The organism is Clostridium sp. MF28 (assembly GCF_002969175.1).
GTDB lineage: Bacteria > Bacillota > Clostridia > Clostridiales > Clostridiaceae > Clostridium > Clostridium beijerinckii.
In genome coordinates, this window is sequence record NZ_CP014331.1 from 4,923,230 (window position 1) to 4,949,615 (window position 26,386).

At 27.8% G+C, this 26,386-nt stretch carries 23 protein-coding genes and 1 pseudogene; 21 read left to right on the forward strand and 3 right to left on the reverse strand.

From position 1 onward, the window contains the following. Nucleotides 1–27 precede the first annotated feature (27 nt). From hemL to AXY43_RS21650, 3 genes are all read left to right on the forward strand, one after another. A complete protein-coding gene (hemL, locus tag AXY43_RS21640; protein ID WP_105412134.1) occupies nucleotides 28–1,323 on the forward strand; it encodes a glutamate-1-semialdehyde 2,1-aminomutase in 1,296 nt (431 codons plus the stop codon). Between the two features lie 40 nt (nucleotides 1,324–1,363). Continuing rightward, nucleotides 1,364–2,005 (forward strand): epoxyqueuosine reductase QueH, encoded by a 642-nt coding sequence (locus tag AXY43_RS21645; RefSeq protein WP_039772159.1) that lies wholly within the window; start codon nucleotides 1,364–1,366, stop codon nucleotides 2,003–2,005. An 83-nt stretch (nucleotides 2,006–2,088) separates the two neighbouring features. Continuing rightward, a complete protein-coding gene (locus AXY43_RS21650; RefSeq protein WP_011968624.1) occupies nucleotides 2,089–2,646 on the forward strand; it encodes a DUF3867 domain-containing protein in 558 nt (185 codons plus the stop codon). A 405-nt stretch (nucleotides 2,647–3,051) separates the two neighbouring features. On the opposite strand, the gene AXY43_RS21655 is transcribed toward AXY43_RS21650, so the two are convergent. After that, nucleotides 3,052–4,026, reverse strand: coding sequence for an alpha/beta hydrolase (locus AXY43_RS21655; RefSeq protein ID WP_105412135.1), 975 nt, complete (start codon nucleotides 4,024–4,026; stop codon nucleotides 3,052–3,054). A 373-nt stretch (nucleotides 4,027–4,399) separates the two neighbouring features. Here AXY43_RS21655 and AXY43_RS21660 point away from each other — a divergent pair, with 373 nt between their 5' ends. The 6 genes from AXY43_RS21660 to AXY43_RS21685 all read left to right on the forward strand — a co-directional run bounded on the left by AXY43_RS21660 (nucleotide 4,400) and on the right by AXY43_RS21685 (nucleotide 10,174). Then, nucleotides 4,400–5,338 carry a DUF6414 family protein gene (locus AXY43_RS21660; protein WP_039772058.1) on the forward strand — a complete coding sequence of 313 codons (939 nt, stop codon included), beginning with the start codon at nucleotides 4,400–4,402 and terminating at the stop codon, nucleotides 5,336–5,338. Nucleotides 5,339–5,498: 160 nt separating this feature from the next. Further along, nucleotides 5,499–6,956: a threonine synthase gene (thrC, locus tag AXY43_RS21665; RefSeq protein WP_105412136.1), complete on the forward strand. Its 1,458-nt coding sequence runs from the start codon at nucleotides 5,499–5,501 to the stop codon at nucleotides 6,954–6,956. Nucleotides 6,957–6,967: 11 nt separating this feature from the next. Continuing rightward, entirely contained in the window at nucleotides 6,968–7,864 is an 897-nt protein-coding gene (thrB, locus tag AXY43_RS21670) for a homoserine kinase (RefSeq protein WP_039772061.1), read from the forward strand. Continuing rightward, entirely contained in the window at nucleotides 7,864–8,301 is a 438-nt protein-coding gene (locus AXY43_RS21675) for an ACT domain-containing protein (protein ID WP_023974269.1), read from the forward strand. Before thrB ends, AXY43_RS21675 begins: the two co-directional genes overlap by 1 nt. Before the next feature lie 216 nt (nucleotides 8,302–8,517). Continuing rightward, on the forward strand, nucleotides 8,518–9,072 hold the full coding sequence (locus tag AXY43_RS21680; protein WP_011968630.1) for a hypothetical protein: 555 nt from the start codon (nucleotides 8,518–8,520) through the stop codon (nucleotides 9,070–9,072). A 436-nt stretch (nucleotides 9,073–9,508) separates the two neighbouring features. Then, complete coding sequence (locus tag AXY43_RS21685; protein WP_011968631.1) at nucleotides 9,509–10,174, forward strand: hypothetical protein; 666 nt, start codon at nucleotides 9,509–9,511, stop codon at nucleotides 10,172–10,174. A 301-nt stretch (nucleotides 10,175–10,475) separates the two neighbouring features. Here AXY43_RS21685 and AXY43_RS21690 read toward each other — a convergent pair whose 3' ends face one another. Further along, complete coding sequence (locus AXY43_RS21690) at nucleotides 10,476–10,817, reverse strand: hypothetical protein (protein ID WP_011968632.1); 342 nt, start codon at nucleotides 10,815–10,817, stop codon at nucleotides 10,476–10,478. A gap of 595 nt (nucleotides 10,818–11,412) precedes the next feature. Here AXY43_RS21690 and AXY43_RS21695 point away from each other — a divergent pair. The 8 genes from AXY43_RS21695 (at nucleotide 11,413) to msrA (ending at nucleotide 20,011) form a co-directional block, all read left to right on the forward strand. Further along, nucleotides 11,413–12,552, forward strand: coding sequence for an acyltransferase (locus AXY43_RS21695; protein WP_105412137.1), 1,140 nt, complete (start codon nucleotides 11,413–11,415; stop codon nucleotides 12,550–12,552). A gap of 558 nt (nucleotides 12,553–13,110) precedes the next feature. After that, nucleotides 13,111–13,251 carry a hypothetical protein gene (locus tag AXY43_RS28100; protein WP_011968634.1) on the forward strand — a complete coding sequence of 47 codons (141 nt, stop codon included), beginning with the start codon at nucleotides 13,111–13,113 and terminating at the stop codon, nucleotides 13,249–13,251. A 215-nt stretch (nucleotides 13,252–13,466) separates the two neighbouring features. After that, nucleotides 13,467–14,540, forward strand: a complete 1,074-nt coding sequence (locus AXY43_RS21700; protein ID WP_105412138.1) for an anti-sigma-I factor RsgI family protein — start codon at nucleotides 13,467–13,469, stop codon at nucleotides 14,538–14,540. A gap of 365 nt (nucleotides 14,541–14,905) precedes the next feature. After that, nucleotides 14,906–15,460, forward strand: a complete 555-nt coding sequence (locus AXY43_RS21705) for a sigma-70 family RNA polymerase sigma factor (RefSeq protein WP_105412139.1) — start codon at nucleotides 14,906–14,908, stop codon at nucleotides 15,458–15,460. A gap of 1 nt (nucleotide 15,461) precedes the next feature. Beyond that, nucleotides 15,462–16,703, forward strand: coding sequence for an anti-sigma-I factor RsgI family protein (locus tag AXY43_RS21710; RefSeq protein ID WP_023974266.1), 1,242 nt, complete (start codon nucleotides 15,462–15,464; stop codon nucleotides 16,701–16,703). A gap of 444 nt (nucleotides 16,704–17,147) precedes the next feature. Further along, nucleotides 17,148–18,098: a DUF3800 domain-containing protein gene (locus tag AXY43_RS21715; RefSeq protein WP_105412140.1), complete on the forward strand. Its 951-nt coding sequence runs from the start codon at nucleotides 17,148–17,150 to the stop codon at nucleotides 18,096–18,098. A gap of 316 nt (nucleotides 18,099–18,414) precedes the next feature. Continuing rightward, the gene (locus AXY43_RS21720) at nucleotides 18,415–19,362 is read left to right on the forward strand and encodes an alpha/beta fold hydrolase (protein ID WP_105412141.1); all 948 of its coding nucleotides are present in this window, start codon (nucleotides 18,415–18,417) and stop codon (nucleotides 19,360–19,362) included. Nucleotides 19,363–19,537: 175 nt separating this feature from the next. Then, entirely contained in the window at nucleotides 19,538–20,011 is a 474-nt protein-coding gene (msrA, locus tag AXY43_RS21725; protein ID WP_041895162.1) for a peptide-methionine (S)-S-oxide reductase MsrA, read from the forward strand. A 73-nt stretch (nucleotides 20,012–20,084) separates the two neighbouring features. On the opposite strand, the gene AXY43_RS21730 is transcribed toward msrA, so the two are convergent. Continuing rightward, nucleotides 20,085–20,945 (reverse strand): AraC family transcriptional regulator, encoded by an 861-nt coding sequence (locus AXY43_RS21730; protein ID WP_105412142.1) that lies wholly within the window; start codon nucleotides 20,943–20,945, stop codon nucleotides 20,085–20,087. Nucleotides 20,946–21,264: 319 nt separating this feature from the next. Here AXY43_RS21730 and AXY43_RS21735 point away from each other — a divergent pair, with 319 nt between their 5' ends. The 4 genes and pseudogenes from AXY43_RS21735 to AXY43_RS21750 all read left to right on the forward strand — a co-directional run bounded on the left by AXY43_RS21735 (nucleotide 21,265) and on the right by AXY43_RS21750 (nucleotide 26,209). Continuing rightward, entirely contained in the window at nucleotides 21,265–22,734 is a 1,470-nt protein-coding gene (locus AXY43_RS21735) for a UDP-N-acetylmuramoyl-L-alanyl-D-glutamate--2,6-diaminopimelate ligase (RefSeq protein ID WP_011968642.1), read from the forward strand. Between the two features lie 45 nt (nucleotides 22,735–22,779). Beyond that, nucleotides 22,780–23,999 (forward strand): annotated as a pseudogene (locus tag AXY43_RS21740) (dicarboxylate/amino acid:cation symporter). 444 nt (nucleotides 24,000–24,443) lie between these two features. Continuing rightward, a complete protein-coding gene (locus AXY43_RS21745) occupies nucleotides 24,444–25,268 on the forward strand; it encodes a RelA/SpoT domain-containing protein (RefSeq protein WP_011968644.1) in 825 nt (274 codons plus the stop codon). Between the two features lie 50 nt (nucleotides 25,269–25,318). Continuing rightward, complete coding sequence (locus AXY43_RS21750) at nucleotides 25,319–26,209, forward strand: NAD(P)-dependent oxidoreductase (protein WP_207715893.1); 891 nt, start codon at nucleotides 25,319–25,321, stop codon at nucleotides 26,207–26,209. Nucleotides 26,210–26,386 lie beyond the last annotated feature (177 nt).

Sequence of the window (26,386 nt, forward strand, 5' to 3'; positions counted from 1 at the left end):
TTTTATGGGGGCTAAGGAGGAGTTAAATTGAAAAACGTTGATATATTTAAAGAATCAGAGGAATACATGCCTGGTGGAGTTAACAGTCCGGTTAGAGCTTTTAAGGGAGTTAATTTAAATCCGCCTGTTATAAAAAGCGGGAAAGGTGTAATAATCAAAGATGAAGAAGATAATGAATATATAGACTTCGTATTAGCTTGGGGGCCATTAATTTTAGGGCATTGTGATGATGACGTTGTAGAAGCTATTAAGGAAGTTAGTCCAATGGCATTGGCTTTTGGAGCACCAACAAAATTAGAATTAGATTTGGCAAAATTTATGTGCACCAATCTAGATAATGTTGAGATGATCAGAATGGTGAACTCTGGGACAGAAGCTACTATGAGTGCAGTTAAACTTGCAAGGGGATATACAAAAAGAAAAAGAATTGTTAAATTTGCAGGCTGCTACCATGGACATTTTGATGGGTTTCTAATTGAAGCCGGATCAGGAGTAATGACAGGAGGAATACCAGGTTCACTTGGTGTACCAAATGAAAGCATAGAGAATACGTTAATTAGTATATATAATGATAAGGAACAAATTACAGAATTATTTAAAAAATATGGTAATGAAATTGCGGGAGTTATTATTGAGCCGGTAGCTGGAAATATGGGAGTAATAAAGTCAGAAAATGATTTTATGGAAACTCTAAGAGATCTTTGTAATCAATATGGTTCACTACTAATATTTGATGAAGTAATGAGTGGATTTAGAGTAGCATTTAAAGGAGCACAATCACTATTTAACGTTAAGCCAGATTTGGTTACTTATGCTAAGATTATGGGTGGCGGACTTCCATGTGGTGCATATGGTGGAAGAAAAGAAATAATGAAGAATCTATCACCTTTAGGCGGAGTTTATCAAGCTGGAACTATGTCAGGAAATCCAATTGTTATGGCAGCAGGTATAGCAACTTTAAATAAGTTAAAAAATAATCAGAATTATTATGATCACATCGAAAATATAGGAGCTAGACTTGAAGAAGGTATAATAAATATATCAAAAAAATATGATCTTCCGGTTGTAATGAATAGAGTTGGAGGAATGATGACTTTATTCTTTAATGATTTAAAAGAAGTTAGAACTTATGATGATGTTAAGAAATGTGATGTGAATAGATTTAATAGATATTTTGAACATATGTTAAAATCAGGATTTAATTTACCTCCGTCACAATTTGAAGCATTATTTTTAAGTGTACAACATAAAGAAAGTCATATAGATGCTTTCTTAAAAGCATTTGAAGAGTTTGCATCAAATGAAAATAAAATGAGTTTATAATAAAATGCATTAATAAACTTATAAAAGGAATGACTTACATATGAATAAAATTAATTATCAAAAGGAATTAGATTCCTTAATTGAAAATTTGGTAAAAAATGAAGAGGTTCCAACTTTACTGCTTCATAGTTGCTGTGCACCTTGCAGCAGCTATGTGTTGGAATATTTGTCACAATATTTTAAGATAACTATCTTCTTTTATAATCCTAATATATACCCAATGGAGGAGTATACTAGAAGAGTTGCGGAACAAAAGGGTCTTATATCAGAAATGAAAGTCAAAAATGAAATAAGATTTATTGAAGGAAAATATGATACGGAAAGTTTTTATAAGTTAACTAAAGGTTTGGAAGAGGAAAAAGAAGGTGGAGTTAGATGTTTTAATTGTTATGAATTAAGACTTAATGAAGCTGCTATAATGGCCAAGGAAAAAGGTTATGACTATTTTACAACAACATTATCTATAAGCCCTCATAAAAATTCTGCTAAATTAAACGAAATTGGTAAAAGTTTATCTGAAGAACATGATGTAAAATATTTATATTCTGACTTTAAGAAGAAAGAAGGGTATAAACGTTCTATAGAGCTTTCTAAACAATATAAATTATATAGGCAAGATTATTGTGGATGCGTATTTTCTAAAAATGAAAGAATGAACGATGATAATGAAAAAAATAAGTAAGCAATTATTAAATAAAATATAATAAAAAAAGTACAACAGATAAATACTTAATATTATATAATAATACAAAGGAGAGGATTAATGTGTCTGATAAAATTATAGATTTTAATGAATTAAAAAATAAGGTCAAAGATAAAGACATAGATAAATTCGAAGAGTATATTTATTCTATGTATTATAAACTGGCTGAGGGCAAAATGAATATGTCTGATTTCTCCAAAAATATATTAGCTTACATGGAAGAAAATAATATATCACAAGATAAATTAATAAATATACAAAAAAAGTTTCTAGAAAGATATGGAGTAGATCCTTCTTTAATTCAGGGGCAATTTAAAATACCCGGATTTGATACGGGTGGAAGCAACTTAGACTATCAGACTATTAAAAAGACAATGGGGTTTCAGGAAAAATACAAAAGCAGAATATCTAATAAAACAATGTCAGAATATTTCATAAAAAACGAGAAAAATGATTTGAAAGTACTTCTAGAGAATTTAGATGTTATATTAGTTAGTGAGAAAAGTATAGACTTAAATGATAATGAGTTAAATGAATTTTTATGCTCATATAAAAAAGTAATAGAGGATAAGAAAATAAATATAGTAATATGTGAAAATGTAAAAAATTACGAATATTAATTTTCTAGGTGAAGTGTCAGATAAAGTAGATGAAATTATATAACAAGTCCCAATTATCATAGAATGTTCTTATGTGCAGAAAAGTTCTGTATTGCAGTATATCTGCTCTTTTCATAAGTGCATAGCTGCGCTTTATAAGATGTATATTTTAGGACATTAAAAAGTTAAGGGTGAGCCATAAAGAAATTAGGGCATACCCTTTATTTTTTTATTCTTTAGGAATTTATATTCCGATAAAATCTGTGGATAATTTAAAAAAGGTTGATTGACCTAGGCGAAGAATGTGTCCGACGCGAAGTATAATCTGAAGGAAAACGAAGGTAAAGTCTTGCATCAGATATACGAATTACAGTTGAGGATTAATTTGTTGCATTACATTACCTACGATTTCTATAAATATTTACTCTATAAAGGTGAATTGAATATTATAAATTTAAGTAATCCTTCAGAAAAATCCATAATATCATCTTTAGAGATATTTGATAAATCGTGAGCACTGCTATTTAATGTAATAAGCTTGGCTTTTGAGTGCTCCTGAACACATTTATCGTAAAGTTCCTTTGAGCTTTCATAAGGAACCATATTATCTGAATCACTATGAATTATCAAAGTATTTGGATTCGATTTGCTTACATAGTTTATAGGATTATATTTTTTTATTACTTCTTTTTTATTTGAAATAGAAGCAAAAATTTTTGTTAAATCATAATTTAAATCTTGAGTATTTAGTAGACTTAAATCAGTTGGTCCTGCAAAATCGATTAAGTATTTTACCTTTGAAGAATAATTACTTAAATCTCCATCATCTATAAACTCATCATCACCACTATAACTTGCAATAAGAGAAAGATGCGCACCAGATGAAACACCAATGATGCCTATTTCACTTGTATTAAGATTATAGGAATATTGATTCTTATTTATCCACCTTATAGTATCTTTAATATCAGAAATTTGCTTGGTGAAATTTTCTTTTTCTTTCATAAGTTCATAGGAAGTACTTATGATTGTATAACCTTGTTCTCTGAAAGTATCTAGTACCGGACTCAATGCATCAGGAATATTTTTATCGCCATAAGCCCAGCTTCCACCGTGGACATATACAAGTACTGGCGAAGATTTATATACTTGATTTATTGGGCCGTAAATATCTAATTTTAAGGGAATACCATTAGTATTTTTATAAATAACATCTTTGTAATTCATTGAACTTGATGACTTTTGAGTATTAAATTCTTGTATTGTCCATGCGTGATTTTTTAAAGAAATATATTTATCAGCAATTCTGTATGATAATATAATTCTTTTGTAGAAAAATAAACTAAAAATAAAAAGTACAATAAATAAAATTAAGAAAAATCTTTTAAAAAACTTCTTCATTAAATACTGTATGCCTAATATTTAATAAAATTTACTTAGGTATTTATAATAATTTAGGCATATCTCCTTTCTGGAAAGATTTTATAATACTAAAATACTAATATAGGCAATCTAAAAAATGTGTATAGAAAACAAGCGTTTAAGTACACCTGAAGACTATATTAGAATTTCTATATTAATATAAATTTATACTATAAATTTATATTACAAAAGATTCAAATAATTCGCAAATTAAGAAATTTGCAATTTGTTGGGAAAAAATGGATGCATCTTTAATAAAAATGAAAGTATAAATAATATTTTATATTAGTATGAATATGAATAATATATAAGAAGAAACGAATAGATATTAACCTTTTTGAAAGGAGTATATATGAGCAATCCTTTTGGTATACTTGTTTATTTAGATGAAATTTTAGTTAGAAATTTATCCTCTTTAGTGTTAACTGGATTTATAGAAACAATAACTAGAACTCAAGCTTTTGATAGAACATTATCAGCAGGGTTTCATGAGGGAGATAGAATAGAAAATTCTAATCAAGGAAGTGTTACAAGAATTGAGAGAAAAGGATTTAAGGATAAAAATGAAATAGATGCTAATAATAATTTTGAGCATCATCATATTGATAAAGAAATAGATGCAAGGCAATGCGTAAGAGAGGAAAGACAAGTTAAAACTACTTATACTACATTCGTATTAAATGGAAGTTTAATTAACTACTTTAATGAAAATAAACAGTTGCAGCATAAAAATGAAAAAGATATAGAAAATAATAATATATATCCAGGAGATCTAATTGAGATTGAAGGAACAATTACAAATAAAAGCATTATGTCTTATATTGAAACTCTAATTAATTTGATAACAATATTTGGAGCAGAATACTTGGATGATCTAACTAAAGAATGTAATGTGAAAATAAATTTTTCAATGTGTTTAAAAATGCTGACTTATATGAAAAGTATTTTAGAAAATAATAACACTACAGATTTAATTATGAAATGTGGAAATGGAACAATAATACTAAACGTCAATAAAGATAATTTCATGAATAATAAATTTAATATATTTGATAATATAAATTGTCCGTGTAGGGTCATAGGAAAAGTAATAAAAACGTGCACTGAAGAACAAGATTCTATAAGTTTACTTAGAAAAACTGGCCAAGAACAGTTTTATGAAAAGTTTTTTGAGCAATTTACTCCTCTTATAGAGTGTTTAGAGAAAAATAATATTTTTGTACCAGAGTGCCCAGATTTAAGAATTAATGATTGCGCAATCCAAATAATGCCATTAAACATTTACATGTAAAAAAATATTATGATTTTCATGTGTTTTATGGAAAAACACTTGTTTATCTATAGAATACATGATAATATATATTACAGGTGGAATATGTTTATATATACTTAAATTTGTTAATTAATAAAGATATATTTTCATATTTAATACAATTTTGAGGTGATATTAGATGAAGTTTAGAAGTACTAGGGGTCTGGATAAGAATATAGAATCTGCTAGAGCAATAATTAATGGAATTTCAAAAGATGGCGGATTGTATGTTCCAGATGAATTTCCTAAAGTCTATGATGAATTGAAGGAAGATACGCATATTAAATATGAAGATCTAGCATTTAAAGTTATCAATGAGTTTTTCACAGATATTGATGATGCGGAATTAACTGGGGCAATTAATGACGCATATAATGATAGATTCAGTGTGGAAGTAAAGAACAATTTTTTAGAATTATATCATGGACCAACTTGTGCATTTAAGGATGCAGCGTTATTATTTTTACCACAAATCATGAAAAGAGCTAAAAAGATTTGTGATGTTAAAGAGGATATAACAATTCTTACAGCAACTTCAGGAGATACAGGAAAAGCTGCACTTGAAGGTTTTAAAAATATTGATGGTTTTAAAGTTGTAGTTTATTATCCTAAGAATGGTGTTAGTGCAATTCAGGAAAGACAAATGTCAAGTCAAGAAGGAAACAATGTTAAGGTCATTGGAATAAAGGGGAATTTCGATGATGCTCAGACAGGCGTAAAAGAAATCTTCGGAGATAATGAATTCAGAGAAGGGCTATCTCAAAAAGGATTTATCTTATCATCGGCAAACTCCATTAATATTGGAAGATTAGTACCTCAAATAGTGTATTATTTTTATGGATATTTTAATTTAGTGAACCAAGGAGTAATACAAAAAGATGATCCTATAAATGTTGTAGTTCCTACAGGAAATTTTGGAAACATATTAGCAGGATATTATGCTAAGCAAATGGGATTACCAATAGATAAATTTATATGTGCATCAAATGAAAATAAAGTTCTTACAGATTTCTTTGAAACTGGGGTATATGACAAGAAAAGAGAACTTATTTTAACAGAATCACCGTCTATGGATATACTTGTTTCATCTAATCTTGAAAGATTATTATTTGAAGCAAGCGGTAGAGACACTGAAGTTGTTAGTAAATTAATGGAAGATCTAACTACTAAAGGTGTTTATGAAGTAAACGAAAAAATTAAAAACTTCATAAAAGAATTTTATGGAAACTTTGCGACTACAGAAGAAGTGTATGATGCTATAAAGGAAGTTTATAAGAAAGATAATTACTTGATGGATACTCATACAGCAGTGGCATATGTAGTTAAAAAGAAGTATATAGAAGAAACTAAAGATAACAAACCAACTTTAATACTTTCAACAGCAAGTCCGTTTAAATTCCCAAGAAGTATTTGTAATGCACTTGATATTGATGTAGAGGGATTAGATGATTTTAAAGTATTAAATAAATTATCTGATTCAACAAACAATAAAATACCAAATAGTTTAAGTACTTTGGAAAATGCAAAAGTAATACATGATGAAGTTTGGGATAAGAGTGAAATGAGAAATGCTCTATTATCTTATTTGAATTCATAGGTGATAAACATATGATTACAGTTAGAGTACCAGCTACATCAGCAAATATGGGACCTGGATTTGACACGCTTGGAATAGCATTAAATTTATACAATGATTTTGGGTTCAGGGAAATAGAAGATGGTTTGAAGTTTAATGGAATGCCAGAAGAGTTTTGTAATGAAGAGAATATTATTTACAAAGCAATGAAATATTGTTTTGATAAAGCGGGCTATAAAATAAAAGGATTAGAAATAAGTGAAATTAAACAAGATGTTCCAGTATCTAGAGGTCTTGGAAGTAGCTCTACATGTATAGTTGGGGGACTAGTAGGAGCTAACGAAATCTTGGGGAAGAAGTTTTCAGAAGAAGAGTTGTTGGAGATGGCTGTAGAAATTGAAGGGCATCCAGACAATGTTGCACCAGCCTTACTTGGGGGCATGGTTGTTGCAATAGTTGATGAAAACAAGACCTATTATGATAAGATAGATGTAAAAAGTGGAATTAGGTTTGTTTCAATAATTCCTAATTTTAGATTATCAACTGAGGAAGCAAGAAAAGTGCTTCCGAAGGAAATAAGTTTAAAAGACGGAGTATATAATGTATCAAGAGCAGCTCTTATGGTTGCATGTTTTTCTAGTGGGAAATATGAATTATTAAGGTATGCATGTAAAGATGCCTTTCACCAAAATTATAGGAGTAAATTAATTCCTGGTTTTGAAGAGGTGTATAATAAGAGTTATGAATTAGGAGCTCTAGCTTGCTATCTAAGTGGAGCTGGTCCTACAATCATGGCGATTATCGATGAAAAGGATGAGCGCTTTAGCAATAAGCTTAAAGAATTCTTGCAAATAAAAGGATTGGAATGGAATATATTAGAGTTATCTTTAGATAATGCGGGGGCAACCATTATAGAAGGTACAAAATGATGAGTGGAGATTACTTAGTTATAGATAAAAGGGTTTTGCCTGATGTTTATGAAAAAGTTCTTTTTGCAAAAAAATTATTAAAAGATGGAAAAGTAAAAGAAATAACTGAAGCAGTAAAAATAGCAGGAATAAGTAGAAGTGTTTATTATAAATATAGAGATTTCGTATTTGATTTTGCAGAAACTTCAGAGGGTAGAAAAGTTACCTATAATATTATATTTAAGAATGAAAAAGGGCTTTTATCGAATATAAGTAATTATATTACAGAAAAAGGCGGAGATATTTTAACAATAAATCAAGGCATACCGTTAAATGGTTATGCTAATTTGAGTATAACCATAGATTTGTCTACAGTAGATGGAGATATAAAAACATTGACAGAGGGTTTGCTTAACATAAGAAATGTTGAAAAAGTTGAATTTATAGGAATGGAATAGGAAGGGAAACCTTCCTATTTTAATTATATAAATTTAAAAAATATCAATAAAATATAAAATCTGTTCAAAAATATGCTAGAATAAATTAAAGTCAGTAGAGACAAGTTCTATATGGAACAATGAAGGTTTTATAGTAACTATAAAGATTAGAAATAGCACATTATTCAGAAATGGAGGTGTGTTTTTTATTACACAAAATTAAAATGGAGTGATTTCATGATTAGAAATAAATATGAAAGTGATTATATGATTAAAAAGCTTGGATTAAATAGAATGTCAGAAAATATATTTACGGATAATTCGACTTTAGATGAACTTAAAAGTTATTTAGAAGAGAATACCTATAAATATTATAATATAAGAGATAAATCTGTATCAGGAGGTAAGTTTTTATATATGCTTACCAAAGATCAGGTGTTGCTAAAAAGCAAAAAATACAAGAGATATGCAGTATATGAGAGTTTAGCTATTGCAGATGATAGATTAATATTACAAGGTGACATAGAGATAGACAGAGATTTTATTATGAGAGCATCGTTAAGTGATATAAAAGGAATATCAAATAGAATTGCAATGGAAAAGCCAGTATATAATATTTATAATTACGATCTAAAAGAAAAAAGAGATCCGCCAATAAGTGGATTATCTAAAGTTATAGATTATATATCACAAAATTCTTTAATTGACATGGTGGTTGAGTTCTCTCTGTTTGAAATACCGGTTGGAATAAACCAAGAAAATATAATAATTTGGGAATTAAGAAACTACTAAAAAGTGATTACTAAAATTATATAGAAGTAAATATCATATATTTTTTAATGAAAAGACAAACTTCGTTTTCTTATGATTCATATGTTAAAATTTTTGCAAATGTAAATAAAAGGCACTCGTTATGAGTGCCTATCAATAATTAGAGAAAGCAAAGTGGAAAGTTTGAACTCTAACTTATTTGATTTTATTATAGCATAAAGAGGGGAATATATGAATGCCTGAAATAAAAAACAATTCAGTATAAACCCTATAATTATTTATTTCGAGATGAATTAAAGAAAATACAAAAACATTGAAGAGTTTAGAAAATTCCGGTATGTTTAAACTACAAAAAATACAATTATTTTTTCAGCTTACAAGTAATGACATAAATTTACATAGAAAGATGTTATAATTTTATTGTAAAAGGGTTTTAAAATAAAAATGGGGTGAGATAATGAGAGTATTATGTAATAATTGTGGTTTAAAGTGTCATATTAAGGAATGGAAGGAAAGGCTTGATGATTTGCTAGCCAAAAAGCAAAATAACTTATTGGATGATGAAGTAATTTGCTTAAGTCAATCTATTGATGATTTAATATCTGACTGTATATTTTGCAACACAAGCAATTTATATAGTTCCAATCGAAGAAATACTGGTGAAAGAGATTCTATTTTATACTACTATGGAGAGCAGCATTTAATTGTTAATTTATATAACTACATAGAAGAAGGAATAAGAAGTAAAGAAAATATCTACATTTCTGTTGAAAAAAATCTTTATAAGAGATTAGAAAATTATCTTATAATCAATAGAATTCCTACAGAAAAATTTAAATTTATGTGTTTAAAAGATATGAAATCAATGATTGAGAATAATGATAAATCTATTAAATTAGGAGAAGAAAAATCTAGGTGGATAGTTCAACCATCTTTACAAAAGCACTTTTTATATGCAGAAAGTACTTTAAACAAACATACTAAAGATTTAGATTTGGACATTCTCTATGTATATGATGCTTATGAGCATATTCATAGAAATGCTAAGAGTGAGTTAAGCTCTAAACTATTGGGAAAATGTCAATATTCACTAAAAAGAGAAAGTCATGAATTATGGGTTTAATAGTAATGTAGAATTAAGAGTCTTATAATTAAGGCTCTTTTTTGTGTTACAGGATCACTGATAAAGGCAAAGTCTTCAAAAATATAAAATAAAAATAGCCTTATTGTTGTATGGAATTATAAAGATGTTAGGTTATAAAATTGGATTATTTAAAGGAATTAAGTAATGTGGAAATTTCAAAATGATATAACTAAGCGTGGCGTATACCTCCTTGTTCATGATCAGTAGAAAAATGCTTAAATTTCAGACAAGCTCCTATAAAGGAGGAGCTTGTATATACATTTATAATTATAAAGAGTATTTATCTGCCATTTATATTGATTGGTGAAAATGATATGCTGCCATCACCAATTATTATAATTTTATAATCATATTTCATAGGACGCATTACATATTTCATTGAATGTCCTTCGAACCTTATAGATTGTTGAATTCTTTTATTACTATCGAAAATAATCATAAAAACTTCGTTAGGAGAAAGGTTCTGAACATTATACATAACATTTTGCATGATACTTAAATCTGATATAGTGTAGAATCCTTCTGAAAAGTTTTGAGGGAGAGATGCAGCAGTGGCAGTTGTTTTATTAATATTAAATGTGATTAGTAAAATAATAGAAAGTATAAAAGTAAATTTTTTCATTATTTAGCCACCTTTCATAATTTAAATTCGAATATTGAACCGCTCAAATTTTATTATTCGAATTTATATAAAATATATAACAGAAATATGTTAGAAGATTAATATGAATACTAGGAATTAATGAATATAAAGTAAATGTAGCTGGTAAGATTGATTAGTAATTACGTTGCTATAATAATGAATAGAGTTATAGTAGATATTATTAGAGAGTGAGAAGTATAGATTACTTAAAATTGAGTTTTTAAATTTTGGCGTAATATCAATAAGCTAAAAACATATAAATAAAAAAAAGGAGAATTAGTTCCAAATAGATAGACCCCTTTAGAAATGTATAGGGGATAGATTGGGGATGTATTCTGTAAGATAATAAAGTGATTTCTCTTAATAAAAATTTAAAGAAAGTTGAAATATCTTTGGAAACTTTAGTATATTAGCTATATCTAGTCATTAGGGATGATATGGTTAGCGCTCAGTAAAAATATAAGTTGAAAATAAATGCTATTATAACAGTAAATTATGATATAATTTACCAGTGATAATAGAAAGTTTAAGTATAAGACTATTAAGTTAGTTTTATTGACATGAGGTGTATGCGGTGGAAAATACAGAAATTGACTCGAAGATTAATATGGTTGAAAGAAAAATAGGAAGAAGCTCTAATTTGGAGTTACTAAGAATTTTGGCGATAATAATGATTATTGCACATCATTATTCTGTTCATGGTGGATGGGATATTCCTAACGAACTAAGTTACAATAGGATAATTGTCCAATTTTTAAGTTTAGGTGGGAAATTAGGTGTTAATTGCTTTGTTTTAATTACAGGATACTTTATGATTAATTCAAAATTTAATATAAAAAAGTTTGCTAAAATTGTAGGACAAGTTTTCTTTTATTCTGTAGTTATAATGCTGATTTTTAAATTATTCGGAATATCTCATATAGGAATTAGAGAAACTGCTGAATCATTTTTCCCTATAATATTTTCTAAGTATTGGTTTGCTACTACATATGTGGAATTATATATACTATCCCCATATTTAAATAAGCTTATCAATTATTGTACTCAAAAAGAGAATAAGATATTGATTACCATACTGATTGTAGTGTTATCAGTCATACCTACTTTTTCAAATTCATTACTTGAAATTGATAATTTATCTTGGTTTGTATTTTTGTATTTAGTTGCAAGTTATATAAGGAAATATCAACATAAGTTTTTTGATAAGACGAAATTACTTTTAGTGATATTTACTAGCAGCTATATATTAATAATGTTCTCAGTAGTTATACTAGATGTGTTATCTCTAAGAATAAATGATTTTCCTATTGATTCTACATTCTTAAGAGAGATGAATTCCCTACCAATGCTTATTTGCTCAATTTCATTATTTCTTTATTTTAAAAAATTAGATATTGGATCTAAAAAGATAATTAATAGTATATCTTCAACTACATTTGGAATATATTTGATTCATGATAATAATCTTGTTCGGAGTTATTTATGGGAACATATTGCTAAAAATAATTCCTTTTACAATTCAAGATGGTTGTCGCTTCATGCTATAATTACTATTTCTCTTGTGTTTTTCATATGCATGGTTATTGAAGGTGCAAGAATTAATTTTATCGGAAAACCAGCTATGAAGTTTTGGGATAAGGAAATAGAGAGTAAATTCCTAAATAAAAGTAGAAATTATATAGATAGATCTTTCTCCCAACATATATCAAATTAAGGATGAGAATTTTATTGTCTAGATTTCATTATTGTTATGAACTAAAACTTATATTAAATTATTAAGAGATGCAGACTTAGAAGTTACAAATATTTCTGAGTTTGTTTTTTTTAATTCCTTAGTTATCTATATGAAGCCAAATTGGTGGACATTGAGTTGATTCGTTGCGGGTATAAATCACGAGAAGACTGATTCATTTAAAGAAGTCTTAAGATTAGTAGGAGATTTATGCTTCACAGTATTATGGAGCTGCCTTAAGTAGTTTTATAAGCAGCTTAACATAATAAGATGAATCATAAATTAGTATAAACTTAGAATGAGTGCGTATACTAAAGTCAAGAATAATATGCAAAATAGAAATTTAGATATAAGTACATAAGATATTACAAAAGAAGATTTTAGATCTATATACCTTATATAATATAGATTAATGATGATAATATTTAACCACGTTAGTTTATATGTTATTTAGAAATAATATTTACATATCATTATGTAGATTACTGATACAAATTTTTAATATGAGTTAAATCTAAAGAAGTGTAAGGAGAGATAATTATGACTAATAAACGTAAAGTCACTAAAAAGCAAATGGCATCATTAGGATTAAGAAAGACTGAAAATGGAGATTATGATTACATAAATCCAAATGATCCAAATTCAAAATATAAACCCGTAAGAAAAGAGCCAAATAAATAGGGCTCTTTTTTCTTAATTAAATTTATTTAAATTCTATCAGCAGTATTGTCAGATTTCATAATAACAATACGAATTATATTATGAAAAGCAAAAAACAACTGATAGAAGTTTTACAGTATTTATTAAAACCAGGGTTTTAAAATTATTAAGAAGAGTAAAGAAAAAAATAGTTAGTTTGTGCACAAAAAAATAACTATTGGGAGGGATTTTATAATTTGGAGAATAAACTAGTTGAAAAATTGGATGATTTAAATATTAGTGATACTAATCTGTTGCTATCTAAAGATATAAAGTTATCATTAGATGATATTACTATAAAAAGAATTGAAAAATTAGTTAGCAAAAAAACTGGTTATTATAAATCAAATAATACTTTTAAAGAAAAAATGAATTATATTTTAGGGGGAATTTATATGAAAAGAAAAATAGCTTTAGTACTATCTGTTGTAGCGCTTTCAAGTTTAGGGGGAGGTGTATATGCTCATGCAAAGACCACTCCTGTAGCATATGTTAGTGTAGATATTAATCCAAGTATTGAATTATCAGTAAATACATTTGATCAAGTTATTTCTGCAGAAGCATATAATGAAGATGGTAAAAAAGTGTTGGAAGACACTAACCTAGTAAATAGCGATGTTGATGATGCAGTTAAAAATATTATTACAAATGCAGTTTCAGATGGATATATAAAGGAAGACGGTACATCGGCAGTTGAAATTACTACAGCTACGGATAAAGATAATGTGGCAACGAAGTTAGATGAATCTTTAAAACAAATTGCCGACAAATCATTAGAGGAAAATAACATAGAAGCAACAGTCGAAACTCAGAATGTTGCTCTTGCAAGAAGAGATGAAGCAAGAACGTTAGGAATAACTCCAGGTAAATTAAATTTGATACAAAAACTACAGGAATTAGATCCAACTATAAGTGTAGAAGATTATAAATCAAGTTCTGTAAAAGATATACAAAAGAAGACTAAAGAATTAAAGAAAATCAATAATAATGAAGAGACTACAGTTAAAGATGATGTAAATACTGGTGGAAACATAGAAAGTGATGTTAATCAAGATGCAGTTACAGAAGAAAAAATAAGCAATTCTTCTTCTAAATCAAATGGAAATGGAAGTGTCAAGAAAGAAGAAAATAGTGATTCATCTAGTAAAAAAGAAGAAAATGCCACAGCAGTTGAAAAATCAAAAGATAATTCGGCTAAAATTCAAAAACAAAGTGATAACGGTAATTCAAACCCACAGAATGGTAATAAGGATAAAAATAAAAATAATTAAATAGTTTAAAATGAGTAGCTAATATAGAAAATAATAATAGCTACTCATTTTTGTATGTATGCGATAACGAATTTGAATTTAGAACTTTATTAAGTTCAGTGGAGGAACAGAATGCATAAATTTAATTGGAATATATCGCGAAATAGTATAAAAAATTATTATTGAAGAATCACTAGTATTAGCATTAATAGGATTTATCTATATATTTCATATATATTACATAGAACAGGAGAGAAAAGAAAATATAAGTATTTGATATTGATAATGTAAAAATTATTATATTTTTTGAAATTTATTGTCAGATTTTATTTATGCATTACGAATTGTATAATATATAACGAAATTTTAGGGGAAGAAGGTGCGTTTTGATTTCGGACATTGAATTACTAAAACTTTTGGATGAGAAGCCGGAAATAGGCCTTAAGAAGCTGATGGATAACTATATGGCACTTATTTACACAATAATATTTAATAAACTTTCTGGAATGTATTCAAAAGAAGATATAGAAGAATGTGTAAGTGATGTGTTTTTTGAAGTTTTTCATTATAAAAATAGAATTGATTTAGATAAGGGATCAATCAAAGCCTTTTTAGCAATTATAGCAAAAAGAAAAGCTATAGATATGTATAGAAAAAATAAAAATAATAATAATCTTCCAATAGATGATGTAGCCCAAGAATTACATAGTGTTGTAGATGATGCAGCACATTCGATTTTATTAAAAGAAAGCAATTCTGAGCTTATAAGTGCTATAAAATCATTAGGAGAACCTGATAGTGAAATAATTATAAGAAAATATTACTTACATCAAAGCTCGAAAGACATTTCCAGTGATCTGGGTTTAAAAGTTAATACAATTGATAAAAAAGTTTCTAGGTGTATGGAAAAATTAAAAAAATTATTGGGAGGTGGGAGATAAATTGGATGATAAATTATTTGAATTATTAGATGACTTAAACATTAGTGATACTGATTTATTATTGAATGAAAATATTAACCTATCTATGGACTTGTCTTCTAGACAACGTATTGAAGAATCTGTAAAGAAAAAAGCGGGATACTTAAGCAAGAAAAATACATTTAACAATAAGATAAAAAATATTTTAGGGGGAACTTATATGAAGAGAAAAATTGCTTTAGCTGCATCGATAGCAGTAGCATTTAGTTTAGGAGGAGGAGTATATGCTTATGCTAAAACTCCAGTAGCATATGTCAGTTTAGATATTAATCCGAGTGTTGAGCTAGGAGTAAACGCTTTTGATACAGTGGTATCTGCAGAAGCATATAATGAAGATGGTGAAAAAGTTCTAGAAGGAACTAATCTGGTAAACACTAAAGTTGACAATGCAGTCAGCACAGTAATAACAAATGCCATATCAGATGGTTACATAAAGGAAGATAGTACAAATGTAACTACAGCTGCAGCAGTTGAAATTACAGTATCTACAGATAAGGATGGTTTAGCAGATAAGTTAAATGAATCTTTAAAAGAAACTGCAGATGAAACATTAAAAAATAATGATTTGGAAGCAGAAGTTGAAACTGATAAAGTAGCACTTGCAAGAAGAGATGAAGCAAGGCAACTCGGAATAACTCCAGGAAAATTAAATCTTATACAAAAGCTTCAAGCACTAGATCCAAGTATTAAGGTAGACGATTATAAATCGATTTCGGTTAAGGAAATTCAAAAGAAAACTAAAGAATTGAGAAAAATGACTAGAAATGATAATGATGCTGTTGATGTAAAGAATTCTGTAGATACTAATACGAATGTTACAGATAGTAATACAAATACTAACACTGGAACAGATACAAACACAAGCACTAGTAATCAGGATGCTAATGTAGCGTCTGGATCAACAGAAGAAGATATTACATTTACACAATCATCAATAGGAGATCAAAAAACTAAAGAAGCTAAGACAGAAAAAGGCAATAATTCATGGAATGAGAAAAGTAATAATGGTAATTTGAAAAAAGAAGAAAATAGTAATGCAGACATTAATCAAGAAGAAGACCAAGACAGGAAATATGAAAAGGCTTCAAATGGATCCGAAAAAAAGGGTGCTGGAACTCAGGGAAATAGCAACTCATCAAAGTCAGAGAAAAGTAATAATGGCAATTCAGATTCCAAAGGTAAGGGAAATGACAAAAATAAATAGACAGTAATCTAAACTGATATATTTTCTATAGAGACAGGATAATTTTAACGAGTAAATTATCCTGTCTCTATAAATATTTTAAGAGCTCTAGAATACTAGAAAAATATTTTTCATAAATTTAGTAATCTAAGTTCTAAATCTATAGAAGTATGCCATATATTTATTTAGTATTAACGGATACAATTGCAAGATAAATTTAAACTTATTTTGTGATTGTATTTGCTATTTCGACGTATCAAAAAATAGAGGAGAATTTAATTTTGAGTAGTAGGGTAATAAAAAATATATTTCCTTTAAAAAATCGCATTAGTACGATGATGTTTAATAAATTATATGTAAAAAAGCATGCTTAGGATAGTTATAAGGATGTATCTGTTGTTGTGCGTTGTAAAGAATATTGGGTATATTAGGTTAAAGAGTAATTAGTGAAGGGGAGAAGTTTATATGGGGAAAAAATATGTAATGTTTATTGATGAAAGGGGAATTAGAAGTTTAGATAAAAGCGGAAATTTCTCAATGGTAGGGTTGATTTTTGAATATGATTATTGCATCGATTGGAAAAACAGTGAATGTGAATTGAAAAGAAAATTAAATGAGTATAAGAAAGAATGTCTTCTGGATAGTGATGCAAATATACCAATGGATAATATAATATTAAAAGAGGAAGTATACAAGAATATTGATAAAATTATAATAAGTGAGTTTGTAAATAAATTACCAACATTGATTAGCAGATTAAGATTCAAAATAATTTCAAGCTCAATTAAGCAAAATTTAAATGAATCAGATGATTCGTATTCAATAGTGACAAAAAGACTTTTAAAGAAGTTCTATTCATTTATTACTAAGAATGACGGAGAATCAGGTGGGATAGTTATTGAAGCAAAAGTAGGAAATAGAAATTGTAGTATAATGCAAAATTTCTTTGATATATATAACAATAGAAATATTAATTTAAGTATACAAGATAATGTTCAGAGTAAAATTAATACGTTTATTGTATCTGATAAGAATAATAAAATTTATGGTTCTGGAATAGAGATATTAAATATAATAACTAATGTATTTTTTAGAGTTCTAAATGGAAATAGAGAAATTAATGATGAATTAATATCATATATGGAGTATGGCAACAGGGATAAGATATTTAGTGAGCTTAAACATAATGTATACAACGATTTAGAAATAGGAATCTCACGTTCTCAATTACAAGCTATTTCTCATAATTATATTGAAGGTTTTAATAAAGAATTAAAATTACTAAAAGAGCAATTAAAGCTCAAGGATACTAGAATAAAAGAAAAGGAAAAAGAAATTAGTGAGCTTACTAGCGAGATTAAATTGTTATCTAAACAGTTGGAGAGAGTGTTAGTGAACAGAAAAATGATAATATAGTATCATGGCTTTCGTATATATAGATATTGAAGTTAGTGCTTTTTGTAAAGCGATTATAAGTTTAAAGGATTATTTATTCGCAATTATTTATTTATATGATAAGGCAGTATATGAGAATTTATAATAAAAATTTATTATATTAAATTAGGAAATTTAAAATGCCTGAAAGAATCTTAAATGAGATTTTGGGTATTTTGTTTTGTAAGAAACATAAAGCAAGACATTGGAGTTTTATAGATTTCTTTCATAAGTATTTTAAATTTCTATAAATAAGGGAAGCATATAAAAAAATAAGCTTTTTAATAAAGAGGAATTTATGAATAAATTATCTTATGAAAATGAAGTGGAAGATTATTCTAAAAAATTTAAGGATTTTAAGATGAAATCTATGCAAGACAATATAAATCTAGGTATAACGCTTTATGTACCTAAGGGCGAAATAAAGGGAATATTTCAAATTAGTCATGGTATGATGGAGCATAGAAAACGCTATATACAGTTCATGGATTATTTAGGCAGCAATGGTTATATTTCTATAGTCCATGATCACATAGGTCATGGTGAAAGTGTTATTACTAAAAATGATTATGGATATTTTTATAACAACGGAACCACAAATCTCGTAGATGATTTACATCAGATAACACTATATATGAAGCAAAGGTACAAGAAATATCCTTACTTTTTATTTGGATTTAGTATGGGATCATTAATTGCAAGAGCATACTTAAAAAAATATGATTATGAGTTAGATGGTCTTATACTTTGTGGTTCACCAGTAAAGAATAAAGTCATCCCGTATATTAAAAAATTGTGTAAAATTATAGAAAAGATAAAGGGAGATCATTATAGGTCAATTTTTATACATAAAATACTTCGAGGAATAGGAGATAATGCTATAACGACGTCAGAAATAGAAAGAGATAAGTTTACGAATGATGAAGGTTGTGGATTTATTTTCACAATAAATGGTTTTGAAAATCTATGTAACTTAATAAAAATTGACTATAGCAAAAAAGACTGGGCAAAAAGAAACTTAAATCTCCCGATTCTATCCATTGCAGGAGAAGATGATATAGTTATTATAAGTGAAAAAAGATTTAATGAATTAACAAGGTTTATGAAAAGAATAGGGTATGAGAAAGTCTTTACTAAAATATATTCAGACAAATATCATGATCTTTTACACGAAGTAAATAAATTGCAGGTATATAAGGATATTTTAAATTGGATGGATAGAGTTAATAGTGAAAAGAAAACTTGATTTTATAAGGCACACTATTTCAATAGGTAAAATTATTGAAATGATAAATCTAAATTCATTATTATGCTAAGCCAATGGCGCAATTAAGATAAAAATTTAGAAACTCAATTATAATATATATAATTGCAAAGTGCTATTATTTGGGTTTATAATGCTGTTAAAGGATGTGTTAAATATGAAAAAAATAGTTTTTGGCGGAGGCTGCTTCTGGGGTGTAGAGAAATTCTTTTCTATGATACCAGGAGTATTAGAAACAGAAGTAGGATATGCAAATGGAAAAACAGAAAATCCAACATATGAAGAAGTTTGCAAAAATGATACAGACTTTGTTGAGGTATGCTACATAACATACGATGAAAAAAAAGTTTCGCTTGATGAATTATTAGATAAGTTTTGGAGTATCATCGATCCTACGACAGTAAATAAACAAGCTGGAGATGTTGGGACTCAATATAGAAGTGGAATTTATTATATTGATGAATCTGATGCTGATACAATTAATAGAAGTAAAGCAAAGATTCAAGAAAAATGTGATGTTCAAGTTGTAACTGAGGTAAAACCGTTAAAGAAATACTACACAGCAGAAGAATATCACCAAGATTATTTAGAAAAAAATCCTACTGGTTATTGCCATATTAAATTTAACTAATATTAAATATTAATGAGTTAGCATATTTATACTGGTAACTTATTAAAAACTATCTTAAGAATAGAAAACTATTTTAAGATAGTTTTTTTGTTTTTGGTGAAAACTCACTTGGAGATTTTTTAAACAGGTTTTTAAATGAACGTAGAAAACATGTATAATCATTAAATCCACATTGTAAATAAGCTTTCGTAATTTGCTCACCACTACTTATAAGGTCCTTTGCCATTAGTAATCTCTTTTGATTTACATAGTTGTGAAGAGTATATCCAGTTTCCTTTTTAAATTTATGCATAAGATAATATTTGCTAATATAGAACCTTTGAGATAGAGTCTCCGTAGAAAGATTTTCAGATAAATTATTATTTATATATTTCAGGATTTTTTCAATTTGCTTATCATATTTGAGAGATCCTTCATCATTTATATACATGTTGTTAAGATGAACTCTATTTAAGTATACAAGCAATTGAATAAATAATGAATTGCTCAAAAGTTTACTACCAAAATCTTTTGAATTAAATGAAGTCATTAGTGAATCTATTATAAACTTAATGTTATCTTGCAATTTACTATTAAGTCTAATAAGATTGAAACTTTTTTCATTCGCTAGTCTAAAACAAGTAGATAAATCACAATTTTCATAGTTATGGTTTTCTATAAAATCAGAATTCGCCCAGATAATAATTCTTTCATAAATTTCAGAAGAATCAATAATAGGTTTATGAACATCATGATTATTTACAAGTAGAATATCCCATGGTTTTAAGTTGTATGCTTTTCCTTCAATTAAATAAGTTACTTTTCCAGATAAAAAAATTATTATTTTATTAAAGTCGTGATAATGGAACTCGAATTCTTGATTTTTTTTATCTTTTAAATGAAATAATTGAAAATCATTGTTTAAGTAGCCTGATTTATTACTATTTTTATTCATAGTTGAAAACTCCCTTGAAATAACTCTAATTACAAATGTATTAATTAAAAATATAAGATATAAATATATATTCAATTAACTCTAAGAAGTGTATATATAAATCTTAGTTTTATATATGTAGTAATAATAAACTTACATTTAAAATTCCAGTAAGCTAAGTGCACAATTATAATAATAATGTAAAAATTCAATTGCAACATATATATTAAAATCATAAAGCACTTTTTGCAGTATATCAAGCAATATATGCACTATTTAATGCGAAAATGTTGTATATAATGAAGATATAAGAAGTTAAGTAATTCTTGGAGGAATAAAAATGAAGTTATACAATTTATTAAAAGATTTAGATTACGAAATAATTAGCGGCAGTGTTGATATAGATGCTAGGAGTGTTAGTTATGATTCTAGAAAAGTGAAAGGAGGTTCAGTGTTTATCTGCATAAAGGGGGCTAATGCAGATGGTCACGACTATATAGATGAAGCAATAAAAAGTGGCGCTTTAGCAATAGTGATACAGGAAGAAATTAAAATAGATAATGAAAATATAACAGTAATAAAAGTAAGAAATACTAAGTTAGCTTTAGCAAGTATAGCTAACGTGTTTTATAATGAACCTTCTAAAGAAATTAATTTGGTTGGAGTAACAGGTACCAACGGAAAGACTACAGTTATACATTATATAAAAGACATATTGGAGTCATATAAAAAAAGAACAGCTATAATAGGAACTTTGGGATATGAATTTAATAAAGAAAAAGCAAGCATACAAAAGGTTAATCCTACAACACCTGAATCATTAGAATTACAAGGATTATTTAGGGAATTTATTAATAAAGGTGCTGAAAATATTGTAATGGAAGTCACTTCGTCTGCATTAGCAAAACAGAGAGTTGAGTATTGTGATTTTAAAGTTGGAGTATTTACAAATCTATCTCAAGATCATCTTGAAGAACATGGAACAATGGAGAATTATAAGAATGAAAAGATAAAATTGTTTAAAAAATGTGAGCTAGGAGTTATAAATCTAGATGATGGAATAGCAGAAGAAATTATACAAAAGGCTAGTTGCAAGATTTTAACTTATGGAATAAATAAAGAGGCTGATATTAGAGCAACTGAGATTAGATATAGAAATGATTGTATAATATTCAAAATCAAATTTAGGGACATAAAATGGCGCTGGTGGTGTATTACAGATGTAAAAGTAAATATTCCTGGAAAAATAACCGTATATAATGTTTTGGCTGCTATAGGAGCTTGTATAGGTCTTGGCATGGATATGGGTGACATTATAAGCTGTTTATCTAATCTAAGACATGTTCCGGGAAGACTAGAAATGATAAAAAATAATTTAAATAAAAATATAATAGTTGATTACGCACACACTCCGGATGCGCTAGAAAGACTATTAATGATGGCAAGAGAGACGACTAAAGGCAAACTTATTACTGTATTTGGTTGTGGTGGAGATAGAGATAAGAGTAAGAGAAAAGTAATGGGAATGGCGGCAGGAATTTTATCAGATTATTGCATAATAACATCAGATAATCCAAGGACAGAAGATCCGATAAAAATAATTGAAGACATTGAAGAAGGAATGGAAGTCATAAATTCAACTTATGAGAAAATTGTTGATAGAAAGAAAGCTATTGAAAAAGGATTAAAACTTTTGAAAGACGATGATTTATTAATAATAGCAGGAAAAGGGCATGAAGATTATCAGATAATAGGTAAAGATAAAATATATTTTGATGATAGGGAAATTGTTAGGAAAGCTCTTGGATAGTGCTAGTATTTATAATTTAAGCATCAAAATTTAGGGGTGAGAAAATTGAGATTTTTAAAGAACTATAAATCGTCATTGATTCTAGTGTTATCGATATTATTAGGCGGGGCGATAGGTATTATCATGGGAGATAAAGCTAAAATATTTGCTCCACTAGGAAATTTATTTTTGAATTTAATATTTACAATGTTAGTTCCTATAGTATTCTTTAGTATTGCTTCCGCGATAGCTAATATGGATAAATCAAAAAGGCTCGGAAGAATATTTATAATAACATTGATTACATTTGGAATTACTGCAATTATTTCAGGCATAATAGGAGTAATTAGTTTCAAAATGTTTAATCCAGCAGTTGGGTTGGATCCATCAATGTTTAATAATCTAATGACCACTAATAGTATAGATACACCTAAAAGTGTAGGAGTTTTAGAAAAGATTGTTTCGAGTATAAGTGTAGGGGATTTTTCTGAACTTTTATCCAGAAATAATTTGTTAGCACTAATATTATTTTCTATATTAATAGGTTTTGGAACTATGATTTCTAAGGAACAAGGCAAGGCTTTTGCGTCATTTTTAAGCAGTGGAGCTACAGTGACAATGAAAGTTGTAAATATAATTATGTATTATGCACCAATTGGACTTGGAGTTATTTTGCAAATGTAATTGGACAATTAGGAGGACAAATATTAAGTGGGTATGCAAAAATATTTATACTATACTTTGTTGTCTCCATAATATACTTCTTTGTATTCTTCAGTATATATGCTTATATAGCAAGTAGAAAAGAAGGCGTGAAATTGTTTTGGAAAAATGCAGCAGAACCTTCAATAACTGCATTAGCAACATGCTCTAGTGCTGCCTGCATACCAGTAAATATAAAAGCAACTAAAAATATGGGGGTATCAGATACCTTGGCTAATATAATAATGCCACTTGGAGTCAATATTCATAAGGATGGTTCAGTAATTGGAGGAATATATAAAATAATGTTCTTGTTTGCTATATTTGGCAGAGACATAAATACTATTAGTTCCTTATTTCCTATATTAGGAGCAGGGCTTCTCATTGGTGCAGTAGTTGGGGCGGTGCCAGGAGGTGGGGCGATTGGTGAAATGCTCATTTTAAGTATATTTGGATTTCCACAGGAAGCATTAGCTATAATGCTTGTAATAGCTACAATAATTGATGCACCAGCGACATTATTAAATTCATCAGGAAATACTGTCTGTACAATGATAATATCAAAATTTATAGACAAGAAATAGAACTGAAAAATTTGCTAAGAATTAAATTAGAAGCTGGATAGCATATTCTTTACAAGTATTTTGCATATAAAAATTTGGGCTATAATAAACAATTTACATTTATATACCTTGAAAAGGACTATTTCATAGAAATTTAATCTAAACTATTAGTTATTATAAACCATATAATTTTAATAAAAAACTTCAATCTTATTTTGGTTGAAGTTTTTTGAAATAATTTTTAATTAAGGCATATGAAAGAGAATAACAAGGTCAAAATGCTATGATTATTTTTCATCAGGCAAGAAAGTAGAGTGGGATCATAGCAAGCTAGTAGGGCAATCTGCTGATGCAGCATGATGGAAAATAGATGTGGCAGATGGATTTGTTATTTTTTGATTATGCCTAATGTAGTATAATCTATATAGTATCGAAATTAATGGAATTTATAGAGGAGTATGCAGAATGAAAAAAAGTTTTAACATAGATATATTTTTGGAAAAATATCCTCAGGCTAAAGAAATAATTTCTAAAAATAATATTAATATTGAAAATCTTAAGGAAATCTACGAAGACTACATAAATTATAAAACTTCTTATGAAAGCCAGGCTGCATTTATAGCAAACATTTTACGATCGCAGAGAATGGTGCATTCTGTTAAATCAAGGATTAAAGATCCTGAGAGATTAATAGAAAAAGTTATAAGAAAGACAGAAGATAGAAAAAATAAATACGGAGATGATTTTGAATTTACAGTAAATAATTATAGAAATGAAATAAATGATTTAATAGGAATTAGAGTTATACATATATTTAAAGACCAATGGCAGGGGATACATGATTTTATAATAAAAACTTGGAATGTAACTGAGATTACTGCAAATGTAAGAGAAGGAGATAATATAGATGTTTTTGATGATCCTATTATAGAAGTAAGGTCAAAAGCCTCTGGATATCGATCAGTTCATTATTTAGTTGAATTTTATCCAATCAATGAAAAGGTAATAGCGGAGATACAGGTTAGAACAATTTTTGAGGAAGGATATGGGGAAATAGATCATAGGTTAAGATATTCCCATAATGAAATTCCGGAAATACTTAAGTCCAACTTAATGCTCTTTAATAGAATTGTAGGAAGTGCTGACGAAATGGCATCATTAATAAACAATTTAAGTAAAGAGTGGGGAGATAAAGAAGTTTATTATAAAACAATAATAAAAGATCAGGAAGCAGAAATTAATAGATTAAAAAGTAAAATGACATGGATTGACGTAGAAAAAGATTCTTAATACTAATTTTAAGAAGTTAAATATGAGGATACAAAATATTATAACTAAAAATGGAGGAGTTTGAAGTGAAGACAATTGGATTTATAGGTGTAGGTGTAATGGGAAAATCTATGGTTAGAAACCTAATGAAGAAAGGATATGAGGTATCTATTTATACAAGGACAAAAGAAAAAGTTCTTGATGTTATAAATGAAGGTGCTAAATGGTGCGACGATGTTAAAAGTTGTGCAAATAATAGAGATGTCATAATAACAATTGTAGGATATCCTAAAGATGTAGAAGAAGTTTATTTTGGGGAAAATGGCATTTTAGAGAATGCTAAAAAAGAGTCTTGTATAATTGACATGACTACTACAAGTCCGAAGCTTTCTATAAAAATTTATAATGAGGCTAAAAAGAGAGAAATATATGCTTTGGATGCGCCAGTATCAGGAGGAGATGTAGGTGCAAAGAATGCTACATTATCTATAATGGTTGGTGGAGATTTAGAAGTTTTTGAAAAACACAAAGATGTTTTATCTGCACTTGGAACCAATATAATTTATGAAGGAAAAGCTGGGAATGGACAGCATACTAAAATGGCAAATCAGATAGCTTTAGCTGGTGCGATAGCTGGAGTGTGCGAAGCAATTACGTATGCAAAAGGAGTAGGATTAGATGTTCAGACCATGCTTGATAGTATAAGTGAAGGTGCAGCGGGAAGTTGGCAAATGAAAAATATGGCTCCTCGTATGTTAAAAGGAGATTTTGACCCTGGTTTTTATATAAAACATTTTATTAAGGATATGAATTTAGCAATAGAAGAGTCTACGGATAATTCCATAAATTTAGGCGTATTAAATGAAGTGCTAAAAATGTATAAAACATTAGATAACGATAATTTGGGTGATCTAGGAACTCAAGGTCTTATTAAATATTACGAAAAGTATAGCAAAAATTAATACTAAGAAATTATTCCTTATTAATTTTCTCTCTCTATCAGAAGCAGTAAGTAAGAAATTCTTATTTACTGCTTCATTTTATATATTTAAAAAAATACTATGCAGGGATTATTTTTTTGTTATAATAAAACATGTATATTACATAGTAAGTTTATAAGATAATAAGGGAAGAATATA

Bases quoted from the DNA above. Each gene is read 5' to 3' on its own strand.
- AXY43_RS21715 (WP_105412140.1), top strand. From the start codon at position 17,148: ATGGGGAAAAAATATGTAATGTTTATTGATGAAAGGGGAATTAGAAGT.
- msrA (WP_041895162.1), top strand. From the start codon at position 19,538: ATGAAAAAAATAGTTTTTGGCGGAGGCTGCTTCTGGGGTGTAGAGAAA.
- AXY43_RS21660 (WP_039772058.1), top strand. From the start codon at position 4,400: ATGAGCAATCCTTTTGGTATACTTGTTTATTTAGATGAAATTTTAGTT.
- AXY43_RS21645 (WP_039772159.1), top strand. From the start codon at position 1,364: ATGAATAAAATTAATTATCAAAAGGAATTAGATTCCTTAATTGAAAAT.
- AXY43_RS21655 (WP_105412135.1), bottom strand. From the start codon at position 4,026: ATGAAGAAGTTTTTTAAAAGATTTTTCTTAATTTTATTTATTGTACTT.
- thrC (WP_105412136.1), top strand. From the start codon at position 5,499: ATGAAGTTTAGAAGTACTAGGGGTCTGGATAAGAATATAGAATCTGCT.
- AXY43_RS21680 (WP_011968630.1), top strand. From the start codon at position 8,518: ATGATTAGAAATAAATATGAAAGTGATTATATGATTAAAAAGCTTGGA.
- AXY43_RS21720 (WP_105412141.1), top strand. From the start codon at position 18,415: ATGAATAAATTATCTTATGAAAATGAAGTGGAAGATTATTCTAAAAAA.
- AXY43_RS21685 (WP_011968631.1), top strand. From the start codon at position 9,509: ATGAGAGTATTATGTAATAATTGTGGTTTAAAGTGTCATATTAAGGAA.
- AXY43_RS21675 (WP_023974269.1), top strand. From the start codon at position 7,864: ATGAGTGGAGATTACTTAGTTATAGATAAAAGGGTTTTGCCTGATGTT.
- AXY43_RS28100 (WP_011968634.1), top strand. From the start codon at position 13,111: ATGACTAATAAACGTAAAGTCACTAAAAAGCAAATGGCATCATTAGGA.
- AXY43_RS21730 (WP_105412142.1), bottom strand. From the start codon at position 20,945: ATGAATAAAAATAGTAATAAATCAGGCTACTTAAACAATGATTTTCAA.
- AXY43_RS21745 (WP_011968644.1), top strand. From the start codon at position 24,444: ATGAAAAAAAGTTTTAACATAGATATATTTTTGGAAAAATATCCTCAG.
- AXY43_RS21735 (WP_011968642.1), top strand. From the start codon at position 21,265: ATGAAGTTATACAATTTATTAAAAGATTTAGATTACGAAATAATTAGC.
- thrB (WP_039772061.1), top strand. From the start codon at position 6,968: ATGATTACAGTTAGAGTACCAGCTACATCAGCAAATATGGGACCTGGA.
- AXY43_RS21750 (WP_207715893.1), top strand. From the start codon at position 25,319: ATGGAGGAGTTTGAAGTGAAGACAATTGGATTTATAGGTGTAGGTGTA.
- AXY43_RS21690 (WP_011968632.1), bottom strand. From the start codon at position 10,817: ATGAAAAAATTTACTTTTATACTTTCTATTATTTTACTAATCACATTT.